We start from the raw sequence: 12,504 nt of genomic DNA on the forward strand, positions 1-12,504 counted from the left end.
TACCGCCTATAATGGTCCACTGTCCCAGAAATCGGGACAAATTAGATGCTGCGGCGAGAGGATCAAGGGTGTCTCGTGCTGGAGTCCGGACCGCGATCGTCGGCCGGCATCGTTTCCGCTACAGCACATGAGCGCCGCGCCCGCTCACGACCTCGCCGGCCACACGGTCCTCGTCACTGGGGCGTCCGGCCCCAAAATCGGCTCCGGGGTGTGTGACGCGCTCCATGCGGCAGGGGCGCGACTCGTCATCAACGACTTGAACGATGAGCACGTAGGGAGAACGGTGCGTCGCTACCCCGGCGCGGTGGGGGTGGTCGGAGACGTCTCACGGCCGGACGACGTGGCGCGGATGTTCAACGAGGCGATCGACCGTGCCGGACCCCTGACCGGACTCGTCAACAATGCCGGCGTCGGGCTCATCACACCGATGCTCGACGCGACCCAGGCCGAGTTCGACCGCATCGTCGACATCGACTTCCGGGGTGTCTGGCTCATGAGCCAGGCCTTTGCCCGGTCAGTGGCGGCGCACGGCCGGCCGGGCGCCATCGTCAACGTCTCGTCGGTCCACGCCGGGAAGACGATCGGCCGGTACGCCATCTACGCCAGCGCCAAGGCCGCGGTGGAGGGACTGACCCGCGCCTGCGCCGTCGAGTTCGGATCGATCGGCGTGCGCTGCAACGCCATAGCGCCGGGATATGTCCCGATCAACCGGGATCTGGTGCCGCCCGACTATCCCGCGCACGACGCCTCATGGATCGCCACGCACACCAACAGCGAGCAGGTGCTCCAAAGGGTGATCGAGCCGATCGACTGTGGCTGGGCAGTGCAGTTTCTCCTGTCGGAGCAGAGCCGGTGCATCACGGGCCAGGTGATCACCATTGATGCCGGCCTCACCGCCCGGCTCTACAACGGCGACATGAGCGCTCGCATCTATGCCGATCGAGAGCGGCAGGCGACCCTACGTGCGGAAGGCCCGGACGCGCGATGAACAATCCCATGCAGATTGCACGGATCCGCGCGACCGAGGTCGTCGTGCCCGCGCATCCCGGAGTCATCGAGTCACCATCGATCCACCGCCCACTGCACAACAAGCCGTGGAAGGGTGCGGCGAGCTGGTCCGTCCAGTTCGACGAGATGCCCAAGGTCATCCTCGAACTCGAACTCCGAGACGGGACGGTGGGCCTCGGCGAGCTGTACCGCGCGCACGACTGGGAGTCCGTGGACGCGCTGGCCACCGCCCTGGTGGGTCTGGACCTGCGGTCGGTGACCCTGCAGGACGTGCCGCTTCCTCGCGTCCACGAATTCGACGGCTTCGAGATGGCCACCTGGGACGCGTTCGCGCGATCCCACGGCCTGAGGGTTGTCGACCTGCTCGGCGGACCGCTGCGCGACCGGGTCGCGGTGAGCGCGTGGTCGAGCCACCGCACAGTGGACGACGTCGGCGATCTGGTCCGCTCCTTCGCGTCCGCGGGCTTCACCTCCGTCAAGTTCAAATGCTCGCTCGAGGACGACGTCGTGGCGTGGTGCGGAGCCATCGCCGAGCGGGCACCCACCATGTCCGTCGTACTCGATCCCAACGGCCGCTTCGAACGCCTCTCCGAAGCCCGCGCCATCGGGCTGGCCCTCGCCGAGATAGGCAATGTCGCCTGCCTGGAGGATCCGATCCCGCACTGGATGCTCGACGAGTGGTCACGGTTGCGATCCGCCGTCCCGATACCGCTGGCACGCCACATATCGCTGGCCTATCCGCAGTATTCCGACCGCGGCAGCGAAGCCGTCGCAATGTTCCGTCACGGCACCGCGGACATGCTCAACATCACCGCGGGGCTGAGCGATTTCCGCCGCCTCGACCATGCCGCGGACCTGTTCCACATGCCGACCTGGCATGGATCGCAGGTCGACCTCGGTATCGCGGAAGCCGCCTACATCCACTCCTGCGCCGCCGCACGAGCGTGCGTCCAGCCCAGTGACATCTTCGGACGCTTGATCCGGTCACACGACCTTCTCCGCCGGCCACTACGGATCGAGCCCCCCTACGCGTTTCTTCCAGACGGAGACGGTCTCGGCGTCGAGCTCGACGAGCAGGCCCGCATCGAGTTCCGGACAGCCGAGAAGGAGTACCTGCCGCAGTGAGCCCAGAAAATCCGTTCCCGGCGGATCCGGATCGCGCCGCGATCTGGACGATGCTCGTCGACCGCGACATCACCGCGTACGTCCGCAACGAGTGGACCATGGTCGAGGCCGACTATGTCAGCGCGTCGGAATTCATGTCCATCGATGCCAGAACAACGTCGAACCCCGATTCCTGGAGAGTCGGGGGAAATCTCGCGGCCTACCGTGACTCCTGGTCGGCGGGCAGCGCGGAACTGAGCGCGACCGTTCCGGCCGACACGTTGGAGGCCGGGTTGCGGGAGATCACGACGCTCCGGGACATCGAAATCCACGAGGGAAACGCTGTCGCGCACAAGAAGTTCGACGGGACCATCCGCCGTCGCGACGGCGGACTGGTGCACCTCAACTGGCAGACCCTCTACTTCTGCAGGCAGGACGCCGGTCGCTGGCGTATCAGGGGGTTCATCGGCCGGCTGCCGAACCCCATGGGGGACAGGTCCGTCGCGTCCCACGCGAAGGAAGTCCCCGCCCATGCCACTCAACATGTCACTGCCGGGCCTTACTCCCCGGTCCTGACCGTGCGCGCGGACCGCTGGGTAGTAGTGTCCGGCCAGGCCGCGATCGTGCCGGACGGCTCGATCGTGGGGGATGACATAGAAGAGCAGACTCATCTCACTCTCCAGAACTGTCGACGCCAACTGGCGTTCGCTGGATGCACGCTCTCCGACGTCGTGAAGGTGAACGCCTATCTCACCGACATGGCGACCTGGGGACGTTTCAACTCGGTCTACCGGTCGTACATGCCGGAACCCTGCCCCGTACGCACAGTGGTCGGAACGGCCCTGCTCGACGGGCTCCTCGTCGAAGTGGAAATGTGGGCGGTCGCACGATGAGAGCCACCTCATGACGTATTGGGAACAGCTGACCTCGGCACGACTCGCCACGGTCGACAGGTCCCTGCCCGTCATACTCCCGCTCGGTGCGGTCGAGCAGCACGGACCACACCTGCCGCTGGCGACGGACCGTATCCTCGTCGACCACTTCTGCCAGGAGATCGACCGACGCCTCGGTGCCGACGTGCTGATCCTGCCCACCGTTTCCGTGGGCTACTCCAAGCACCACGACGACTTCCCCGGCACCTTGTCATTGACGCACGAAACACTGCTGCACCAGATCGTGCAGACCGCCGACTCGGTTTTGCGGCACGGCATGACCAGCCTGCTGATGCTCAACGCCCACGGTGGCAACGAAGGCATCGCCCAGGTCGCCCTGGAACAACTCGGGCACAGTCGACCCGAATGCAAGATCGTCCGGACGGCGTGGTGGCAAATCGCATCCGAGGACCTGCTCGCCATCAGCACGACCGGCCCAGGCGGTGTCGGTCATGCATGCGAACTCGAAACCTCGCTGCTGTTGGCCATCGCCCCCCAACTCGTTGACGAGTCCGCCATACCGCCGCGCGAGAACAAGAGCTGGTTCAGCTGGGACACCGCCGACATGCTCCGCGCGGGAAGCGCCATCATCTACCGCCGATTCGCCGACGTCTCCTCCACGGGCGTGTTCGGCGACCCCCAGGCCGCCTCCGCCGAAAAGGGGCAGCAGATCAGCGAGATCGTCACACAGCGCCTGGTCGACCTCGTCCGATCCATGATGGGCCGGTGAGAGCAGAGGGCGTCCGTGTAAGACTTCCGGGCCACCGCTGACGAGAGGAACCCCGTGCGAGGCGACAATGAGCGCAGTCGTCCAGGCCGGACCGTGCCGCCCCGGGAGGCGTACCGGGCCGTGATCTGCGACCTCGACGGCACCGTTTACCGAGCAGGCCGGCCGCTGCCGGGGGCCGTCGAGGCCTTGGGGCGGATGCGCGCGGCGAACGTGCCCGTTCTCTTCGTCTCCAACAACCCGACCCGCTCCCCGGCAGCCTATGCCGAACGACTGCGGGCACTGGGCGTGGCCGCGGCGCCGGAAGACGTGCTGACCTCTGGCGGCGTGGTCATAGATTGGCTCTTGGCCGAGGCGGCGGGCGCAGAGGTCCTGTTGGTCGGCGAACCAAGCCTGCACGCCGAGTTCGCCGGGCACGGCATCGGTCTCGTCGACAGCGGCCGCGACGCGGACGTGGTCGTGGCCTCGTTCGACCGTACCTTCGACTATCGCAAGTGGATGGAGGCGTTCCGCGCGCTGCGGGCCGGAGCCCGGTTCGTGGCCACGAACCCCGACCCGACCTGTCCCGTCGACGATGGGGAGGTCCCGGACTGCGGGGGAATCATTGCCGCTCTCGAGGTCACCGTCGGACGCCGGGTCGAGGTCGTCGTGGGCAAGCCGTCGGCCATGATGGCGCACGCCGCACTCGATCGGCTGCAAGCCGCCGCTCATGAGGTACTCGTCGTTGGGGACCGGCTCGAAACAGACGTTCGCCTGGGCACGCGCAACGGCCTGGACACAGCGCTCGTCCTGACCGGTGTGACCGATCTGACCGACCTTCACACGGCACCCGACCAGCCGACCTTCGTCCTCAGCGACCTCGCGGCGCTGCCGTCCCTGGTGGGGCTCGCCGACCCAGAGCCCCACTGACCATTCTGGCTGAACTGTCGGAACCGGCCGTCCGGAAGACCAACCGGCGCGGTCGTAGGCTTCCTGGGATGCCGACACGTCTGAGCCGCTCGCGTCCCGGCACGCCGATCCCGGCCGGAGGACGGCGGCGCGATCTACGCCGCGGACTGCGCACTCGGGTTCGTCGACCTCATCGAAAAGGGCGAGCACCACAGGGCAGAAGTGAACCTCAGCCACTGAGCGGACGACTCCGGATGTTGTCCGGGTTCGGCCGGAGTGCGTCCGCTTCGACAGCGACCTGGGGAGCCCGACCGCCGAGGGGCCTCCTACTCCGGTCGCGGGACCGGCGTGTTGTGCCGTGCCGCCGCCCACCAACGGCCGTTCTCCTTGACGAGCACGTAGAAGCGCACGTACTCATTTGCTCATGCGAACAGCCGAGCACCTCAACCACACTCAAGGTCAACGCCGGTAGTGTGTACCGCTGATGCTGTCGGCAGACCCTTGAGCAGCATGTCGATCAGCAGTTCGTAGCTGTCGCCGGTCTGCTCGTCCATCGCGAAGCCGCCGGAGACCTCCAGCACCGTGAAGCCGTGGGCGGCCGCGCGCAGGCAGCGGGTGGCGTGGATCAGCGCCGAACCCTCCAGCCCGTACGCGCGCAACACCGCCACGGAGATGCTCAGGAGCCGCTGCCCCGCCGGGCTGGCCTGTGGTCCTGGGTCCTGCCGGATGGCGGCGTAGCGCTGGGGGTGTTCGAGCACGTACGCACGCCAGGCCCGCAGGAAGGCCCGTACGGCCTCGTCGCCCGAGCGGCCGAGCACGGCTTCAGCGGTGCGGTCCGCGAGCTCCGTCAGCACCCGTTCGGAGAGCCGGTCGCGCAGCTCGGCCAGGTTGCGCACGTGTTTGTACAGCGACGGGGTGGCGACCCCGGCCCGCCCGGCGACCGCCGACAACGTCAGCGCCTCGGCGCCCCGCTCGTCCACGATGCAGCAGGCGAGTTCGACGACGGCTTCGGCCGACAACGACGCCCTAGGCACCCGCGTGCTCCTTGAGGAAGGGGATCACCGCGGCGGCCACCTCGTCGGGGAACTGCGTGTGGGGGTAGTGGCCGGCGCCGTCGATCGTCACGACCGTGCCCAGGCCCTGCGGCATGTCGGCGACGGCCCGTTCGGCGGCGGCACGGGGGTCGGGCCAGTCGGGGTCGGCGGTGCCGACGACGACCAGAGCAGGGCATCGCACGTCGCCCAGCCGGGCGCCCGCGTCGGCGGGCGCCGACCGCCCCATCGCGCTCACCGCGGCCATCCGGCCGGGTCTGCGCAGCTCGGCCTGGAGGGCGTCCATGGCAGCTGCGTGGTGGGCGGGCCTGCGCGCCTGATAGTTGTGCTCCAGGTAGCGGCGCCACAGCCGCGGGCTGCGCAGCAGTACGGCGCCGAACAGGCGGAGCATGCCCCTGCGGTGGTGGGCGTTGCGCAGCAGCGCCCCGGCCGCCATCTTGTCGACGCGGGTGAAGGGCGCGATCTCGACGATGGCGCTGACGAACTTGGGCGCCTCGGCCGCCGCGATGGTGGCGGAGCCGCCGGCGAAGGAGTGCCCGACGATCACGGCGGGTCCGCCGAGGTGGCGGACGAGGGCGAGGATGTCGCCTGCCGTGTCCGTCCGCGTATATGAGCTCCAGCCCGGGGTCGAGCCGCCGTGGCCGCGCAGGTCCATCGCGGCCACCCGGTAACCGGCCGAAACCAGCCTCGGCGCGAGGAAGCGGAAGGCCGCGCGGTTGTCGCCCATGCCGTGGACCATCACGACCAGCGGCCCTTCGCCGGCGATCTCGTAGGTCAGCTGCCCGTCGCCAACGCTTAAGCTATTCTCCATAGCTTCTAAGCTAATAGCATTAGCCAGGCCCGTCAAGACCGTCGACAAGCTGGGCCGGCTAGCGGTGCGGGCGCCGGCCCAGCTTGTCGGTCCAGCCGAACTCCTCGAAGGTCACCCGCGCCGTGTCCTCGCCCCTCTCCACCACCGCGTACTCCAGCAGCTCGGCCGTGTCCTCGTCGATGACGAGCTGGAACTCGGCCCCCTCGCCGCTCTTGACCGCCAGGCTGACCCCCTTACGCCCGGCGGTGTCCTCGGTCTCGCCGCTGGAGGTGATGCCGGGCTGGTCTGCGAGGACCTGGAAGAGGGCCGCCCGGGTGCCGGGAGTGGTCGGCGCGGTCATCAGGTCGACGGCGGTCTGCCACAGGTAGAGGTCGAACTCCTTGTGAGGGTCCGGCAGCTTGGCGAACCGGGCGCGCAGGCGGCCGGCCAGCGCCTTCTTCGACCTGGGCAGTTCGCCGACGTTCTGCATGGTGATGTCCATGTTGGAGATCGACAGCGGCCGCGGGAGGTCGTCGTCGACGCTCTTGGGCTTGTCCTCCAGCAACTTCGGCGCGCCCTCCTTCTTCCACGTGGCCTCGTCCTGCGGCGTGGGGAAGACGATCTCGCGGTCCTCGCTCTTCACGCGGTGGGTGCCGCCCGCCCGCTTCGGCCGCCACCGCTCCTCCGACTGGACGACGTACGCCTTGTACGGCGGCCCGTCGGGGTAGATGCTCTCGCGCAGCAGCGCCAGCTTCTTGTTGTACTTCTCGTTGATCGCCACCAGCTCGTCGTCCTTCGCGCCGGTCCTGTCGACCTCCGCCTGCTCCTGGCGCTGGAGCTCGCGCACCCCGGTCCAGAACTTCTCCGGCCAGCGGAAGGTGGGATGCGTCGTACGCTGTCGGACGTACCAGTAGTGGCCGGACGTGGCGGGCTCGCGCAGCGCGGTGTCCGCGGCGGCGAGCAGGAAGGATCGGGCGTCGATCCGCGTGGCGGCCGGCGACGCCCCTGTGCCGCCGGTCGTGCCGCGCGGGGTGCTCTCCGCCGCCACCGGCGGGGTCCGGCCGGCGGGCGAGCCGGACAACACGCCCGTGGAGACGACGACCGCGCCCGCGGCGACCGCGCCGGTGGCCAGGAGGAACATCGGACGGCGGGCCATGAAAGCTCTCCACGTGGGTGTCGGGTTCCGGGTGCTGGAAAACGTCCGGGCAAGGTCCTCGCGGCGGCGCCGCCGGTAACTCTCCTCGGCGAGTTCGTCCAGCTTGCCGGGCCTGAGCCGGGCGAACATACGGTCGGTCATGTCTTCCCCCTACGGGTGGATCCTGCTGCGGACGTCAGCTCTCCTCGGCGAACAGGCCGGGGGTTCCTCGCACCGGTCGTCGCGCGGCTCCCGCTTCCTGGTGCAGCCTGCCGGTGAGCCGTTTGCGCGCCCGGTGCAGCCGGACGTTGAACGCCCGCGCCGAGCAGCCCATGACCGTCGCCGCCTGATCGGGCGTCAGGCCGTACCAGGTGGCCAGGATCATCGCCTCCACGTCCTTCTCGGGAAGGGCGCGCAGGGCGGAGACGGCCTGCTCCCGGTCCACCACGTGGTCGGCGACGTCCCAGGCGACGTGCTCCTGCTCACTGGTCAGCGCGGCGATCCGCTCCACCAGGTCGGTGCGCCGGTAGCGCACCTCGCGATGCTTGGCGAGTCTGTTGCGGGCCACGCCGAGCAGCCACGGCAGCACCTGCTCGGGCAGTTCGTCGAGCCGACGCCAGGCCACGAGGAACGTCTCGCTGCACACGTCCTCGGCCACGTTCTGCCCGACCCTGAGCAGCACGTAGCCCAGCACGTTCCGGTAGTACCGGTCGTACAGCATGGTGAATCGCTCTTCGGGATCGTCCACACCCAGTAGTCCCGCCGGCCGCCTCCCGATTACCACCCGGCTCGGAGTTTCTCACCGCGGGCCCGGACACAAAGGCGCGGGCCGGATCACGACTGGCGCATCAGTGGTGGTCCGGCCCGCGTTCGTCAGTGGGGGCGAATGGCGTCTCTCAGCCGTCGGAAACCGTGAGCTTCACGCGGACGGCGCCGTCGTTGTCGCCCAGGCAGGCGTCCGCGTCGTTGATGCGCAGCTGGAGAAAGCCCGCCTGGCGCGCCTGGATCCACCTGCTGCGGCCGATCCGGTAGATGTCGTCGTTGATCCTCGCGATCATCGAGCCCTGCGGCTGGTTCTTCAGGACCTTGCACGGCGCGTAGATGTGGCGGTCGATGTGCCTGGGATATCCGGCCGAGGACACGTAACGGAACTTGCCGGAGTCGACCGACCACCGGCCGGCGAGATAGCGCACCCGCACCCAGTCGCCGGGCTCGACGTACACGCCCGCGTGCTGCCAGCCGCGCTCGGAGCTGATCCATTTGCTCTTGCCGGAGTACGCCGTGGCCGAGGCGGGCGAGGCGCCGGCGAGGAGGCAGCCGCCGGCGGTGAGGGTGGCGAGGAAAAGGGTGGCCAGCTTCGATCGCATGTGCATATGCCCTTCCGGGTCCATTCTTTTATGTGCTTCGTACGTGTGGGTTAGATAGCGCCTCCGGGAGATAGGTTCGCGGTTTTTCTGAATTTTTTTCACGGGGACGTATGACGATTAATTGCTTTCGTCGTCCGGCTTCTTCGACGGCGTCCATGAGCGAATGAGGCCGTCCGCGTCGAGCCGTCACACCCTGTCGGTCAAGGTCCGGGCGAACAGGTCCGGGCGCGGCAAAGGGATGCCACGGCCGCATCCCGACACGGAGGTTCTCGCCCACGCCGGCGAGGAGCGTCTCACGGCTGACGCGGGCGCTGTCGCGAAGGCAGTCGGGGAAGGAGCGTCCGCGTCACCCGTCTCAAGGACATGCCGCCCGCATCCTTCCAGCAGTCCGACTGACGCCGGGGGCGTGTTCATGTCGAGAACGCGTCGGTGGCTCCGACCCGTCTGCGACCGCCGGTTCGTACGGCATCCCAGAAAGGAGCAGAAATGTCACGGAACATCGAGATCGTCAACACCTACCTCGACGGTTTCCGTAAGAACGATCACGAGCAGATCCTGTCCTGCCTGACCGACGACATCGAGTGGACCGTCTTCGGTGCCTTCCACCTGACCGGCAAGGACGCCTACGACAGGGCCATCGACGGACCGCCCGAGCTCGTCGACCCTCCGCACCTGGAGGTCGTGCGCATGGTCGAGCAGGGCGACGTGGTGATGGCGGAGCTCACCGGGACGGTGCGACGGGTTGCGGGCGGCGAGATGCGCATGTCGATGGCGGAGGTGTTCGTCATGCGCGACGGCAAGATCGCCGAGCGTCGCGCCTGGGTCGTCGAGCTCAAGGAGAACGACCACCGCTGACAAAGAAGGGGGCCGGGCCACTTCGGGCCCGACCCCCTTCTACGTGTACGTGAGGATCTGGTCAGGTGGTGTTGCGGGCCGAGGCGGCCCAGGTGTTGCACGCTCCGGGAGAGCCGCTGTTGTAGCCGCGGGTCATCCACTTGGCCTGCGTCGGCCCCCTGCCGTGGTCGTTCTGCGGCCAGGCCTTGTGCCCGTTCTGCCGGAACCAGTTCACGGTGTAGTCCCACTGCTGGTCCGAGAAATGCCGCCCGTCCCTCAGGGTCCTCATGAAGGCGCCGGACAAGCACTCGGCCTGCAGTTCGGACCTGCGGGAGAGCGCCAGGCGCTGCGAGCTGCCGGCCCTGTTACGGGCCGTCCAGTAATAGCTCCAGATTTTCGAGACCTGCTGAACGTGGTGGCCGTACTCGTGGGCCATGAGGCGCGCGATCCCCAGCGGGAACGGCTGGCGCAGCTGCTTGCGGGTGATCAGCATGTACATCGTGCGGTTGGAGGAGCAGTAGTAGCCGTCGGCACCGGTGCTCCACTTGCCGCAGGGCGTGTTGACCTTCCTGGTGATGATGCGCAGCCGCGGCTTGGAGAAGGGCAGCCGCGCCTTGCGGAACTGCGAGGCCCACGCCTTGTTCAGGCAGTTGGTCACCCGCGTCAGGAACCGCTTGTACGCTGCCGTGCTCCCGGACGGCAGCGAGCCGGTCCGGCAGTTCACGTCGGTGAGGCGGCCGGTTCGGTAGATGCGGTTCTTGGTGGCCAGCGACTTGTTCGCGAAGGCACTCGCGCTCTGCGCGCCGGCCGCGCCCCCCGCGACCGGCGGAGCAGCCTGCTGGACCTGGTTGACGGATGCCACCGATGCCGAGGCGGCGTTGGGCAGGACGAACACCTGCGAGGTCGCGGCCACCGTGAGCGTCAATCCGGCAGCCGCGAGCGCCGCGAATCTGTGAGAAACGTTCATAATCTCCCCAAGATTAGGTCAAGATCATGCATTTTGCGATGAAATTGGGTCAATTACCTGGGACCATTGCGCGCCGCAGACTGGTGACTTCGGTTCGCTTCCAGTGCGTGACCAGCGCATACGAGGCCCGCCGACCCACCCGCACAACCGCGGAGCGCCTCCCCCTACCTCGCGAGGTGGGTGGTCGTCACCCTGGTGCTCTTCGCCGTCTCAGGCCTGCTGTACGCGGTGCGCCGGGCCGCCGGAAGGCGGGGTCGCCGAGCGGGTCACACCGTGCACTCGGGTGTCCCGGCCGCTCCCCGTGATAGACATCTTCCGTCATCCCCACGCTGCCTCGACGCGCGAGCGGAGGTTGCGAAGGCGCTCGACCGGCTCGTTGGCGAACACGAACCGTAGGTGACGGTCTCCGGAAGGCCCCCAGCCGTTCATCGGCGTGGCGGCGACCCGGCCGCGCGTGAACAGGCGCTCGGAGGCCTCGGCCGGGCTCATGCCGAGCTGCGAGGTGTCGACGAGCAGCGACCAGCCGCCGTCGGGAGGGATCACCGGGTAGCCGGCGAGCTGGTCGAGGATGGTGTCACACCGGCCGCGCCAGACGTCGACCGCCCGCGCCACGTCCGCGTCCGCGTCAGGAGAGGCCAGCGCCGCGGCCACCGCCTCCTGGGCGAGCCCCACCTGGCAGACGACATTGCTGAGCCCGACCAGGTTGACGTCGGCCATGACGGTCTCCGGGCCGACGACCCATCCGACCCGCCACCCGATCATCCTGAGCTCCTTGGACGCCGAGCCGACGGTGATCGTGCGTGCCGCGAGCCCTTCGTGCCGGGCCGGGTGCGCCGGTTCCGCGTCGTCGAAGCGGATGCGTTCCATGGCGGCGTCGTAGAGCAGCCATGCCGGGGTGCCGTCGAGCGCGCGGGAGAGGGCCTCCCAGTGGGCGGGCCCGAGCACGGACCCGGTCGGCATGGCCGGTGACATCATCAGGACCACCGCCGTGCGCCTGGTGACCGCGGCGGCCAGTTCCCCGGGGTCCAGGGTCCATCCGCCCGCCGAGGCGGCCAGCGGGACGAAGCGCGGCACCCCTCCCGCGAGCCTGACGCGGTTGACCAGCCCGGCGTAGATCGGGTCGGCCATCACCACCTCGTCGCCCGGTTCGACGGTGGCGAGCAGCGTGTTGAGCACTCCGTTGAGCCCGCCCGCCGTGATGACGCACTCACGTGCCGGGTCGTAGCGTCGTCCCGCCATCCGGCCGACGTGGGCGGCGGCCGCCTGCCGGAGCGTGACGCCGCCCTGGAAGGGCAGGTAGCTGTTCGCGCTGTCCTGGTCGATCGCGGCCTTGGTCGTCTCCAGGGCCACCGCCGGGGGGCGGAGGTCGGTGTCGAGGTTCTCCAGACGGAGCAGCGTGTCGTCGTTCTCCTGGTCGGCCCGGTCTCCGAGCAGATCCACACCGATGCCGGGAATCTCTCTCAGACGGCTGACGGTCATACATCCTCCTCTGTTCCATATATGGAACAGCAGTCGTGCCGGACGGTCAACCGTCGCCGTCAGGCGGCTTGTCCCCCGTGCGAGCTACAGGCGGATGTCCACCGTGCGGGGACGCAGAGGGACCCCTCCGATCCGTAGCGTTACCGACGTAGCCGCGGCGCTCGGAGCCGCTCCCCCTACTCGCTCTCCTCGGAGGACCTCATGCTCGGCAAGTTCAAGGC

At 68.4% G+C, this 12,504-nt stretch carries 13 protein-coding genes; 6 read left to right on the top strand and 7 right to left on the bottom strand.

The window, feature by feature from the left end:
* The first annotated feature begins 127 nt into the window (after positions 1-127).
* The 5 genes from GUY59_RS25700 to GUY59_RS25720 all read left to right on the top strand — a co-directional run bounded on the left by GUY59_RS25700 (position 128) and on the right by GUY59_RS25720 (position 4,680).
* Positions 128-988, top strand: a complete 861-nt coding sequence (locus GUY59_RS25700; RefSeq protein WP_138198486.1) for an SDR family NAD(P)-dependent oxidoreductase — start codon at positions 128-130, stop codon at positions 986-988.
* Positions 985-2,133 carry a mandelate racemase/muconate lactonizing enzyme family protein gene (locus tag GUY59_RS25705; RefSeq protein ID WP_138198485.1) on the top strand — a complete coding sequence of 383 codons (1,149 nt, stop codon included), beginning with the start codon at positions 985-987 and terminating at the stop codon, positions 2,131-2,133. Before GUY59_RS25700 ends, GUY59_RS25705 begins: the two co-directional genes overlap by 4 nt.
* On the top strand, positions 2,130-3,005 hold the full coding sequence (locus tag GUY59_RS50840; protein ID WP_138198484.1) for a RidA family protein: 876 nt from the start codon (positions 2,130-2,132) through the stop codon (positions 3,003-3,005). Before GUY59_RS25705 ends, GUY59_RS50840 begins: the two co-directional genes overlap by 4 nt.
* A gap of 10 nt (positions 3,006-3,015) precedes the next feature.
* Entirely contained in the window at positions 3,016-3,774 is a 759-nt protein-coding gene (locus GUY59_RS25715) for a creatininase family protein (RefSeq protein WP_138198483.1), read from the top strand.
* A gap of 120 nt (positions 3,775-3,894) precedes the next feature.
* A complete protein-coding gene (locus tag GUY59_RS25720) occupies positions 3,895-4,680 on the top strand; it encodes an HAD-IIA family hydrolase (protein WP_212746120.1) in 786 nt (261 codons plus the stop codon).
* A gap of 422 nt (positions 4,681-5,102) precedes the next feature.
* On the opposite strand, the gene GUY59_RS25725 is transcribed toward GUY59_RS25720, so the two are convergent.
* From GUY59_RS25725 to GUY59_RS25745, 5 genes are all read right to left on the bottom strand, one after another.
* Complete coding sequence (locus GUY59_RS25725) at positions 5,103-5,693, bottom strand: TetR/AcrR family transcriptional regulator (RefSeq protein ID WP_138198481.1); 591 nt, start codon at positions 5,691-5,693, stop codon at positions 5,103-5,105.
* Positions 5,686-6,522 (bottom strand): alpha/beta fold hydrolase, encoded by an 837-nt coding sequence (locus GUY59_RS25730; RefSeq protein WP_138198480.1) that lies wholly within the window; start codon positions 6,520-6,522, stop codon positions 5,686-5,688. The genes GUY59_RS25725 and GUY59_RS25730 overlap by 8 nt, the downstream gene beginning before the upstream one ends.
* A 58-nt stretch (positions 6,523-6,580) precedes the next feature.
* Positions 6,581-7,798 (bottom strand): hypothetical protein, encoded by a 1,218-nt coding sequence (locus tag GUY59_RS25735; RefSeq protein WP_138198479.1) that lies wholly within the window; start codon positions 7,796-7,798, stop codon positions 6,581-6,583.
* Positions 7,799-7,832: 34 nt separating this feature from the next.
* Positions 7,833-8,384 carry an RNA polymerase sigma factor gene (locus tag GUY59_RS25740; protein WP_138198478.1) on the bottom strand — a complete coding sequence of 184 codons (552 nt, stop codon included), beginning with the start codon at positions 8,382-8,384 and terminating at the stop codon, positions 7,833-7,835.
* A 148-nt stretch (positions 8,385-8,532) separates the two neighbouring features.
* Positions 8,533-9,003, bottom strand: coding sequence for a hypothetical protein (locus GUY59_RS25745; RefSeq protein WP_138198477.1), 471 nt, complete (start codon positions 9,001-9,003; stop codon positions 8,533-8,535).
* A 486-nt stretch (positions 9,004-9,489) separates the two neighbouring features.
* Between GUY59_RS25745 and GUY59_RS25750 the strand changes: the two genes are divergently transcribed.
* The gene (locus tag GUY59_RS25750) at positions 9,490-9,858 is read left to right on the top strand and encodes a nuclear transport factor 2 family protein (RefSeq protein WP_138198476.1); all 369 of its coding nucleotides are present in this window, start codon (positions 9,490-9,492) and stop codon (positions 9,856-9,858) included.
* A gap of 61 nt (positions 9,859-9,919) precedes the next feature.
* Here GUY59_RS25750 and GUY59_RS25755 read toward each other — a convergent pair whose 3' ends face one another.
* Positions 9,920-10,804, bottom strand: a complete 885-nt coding sequence (locus tag GUY59_RS25755) for a neutral zinc metallopeptidase (RefSeq protein WP_138198475.1) — start codon at positions 10,802-10,804, stop codon at positions 9,920-9,922.
* Between the two features lie 318 nt (positions 10,805-11,122).
* Positions 11,123-12,283: a pyridoxal phosphate-dependent aminotransferase gene (locus tag GUY59_RS25760; RefSeq protein WP_138198474.1), complete on the bottom strand. Its 1,161-nt coding sequence runs from the start codon at positions 12,281-12,283 to the stop codon at positions 11,123-11,125.
* Between the last annotated feature and the right edge of the window lie 221 nt (positions 12,284-12,504).

The organism is Nonomuraea sp. K271, assembly GCF_009908215.1.
In the GTDB taxonomy this organism is placed as follows: Bacteria; Actinomycetota; Actinomycetes; order Streptosporangiales; family Streptosporangiaceae; genus Nonomuraea; species Nonomuraea longispora.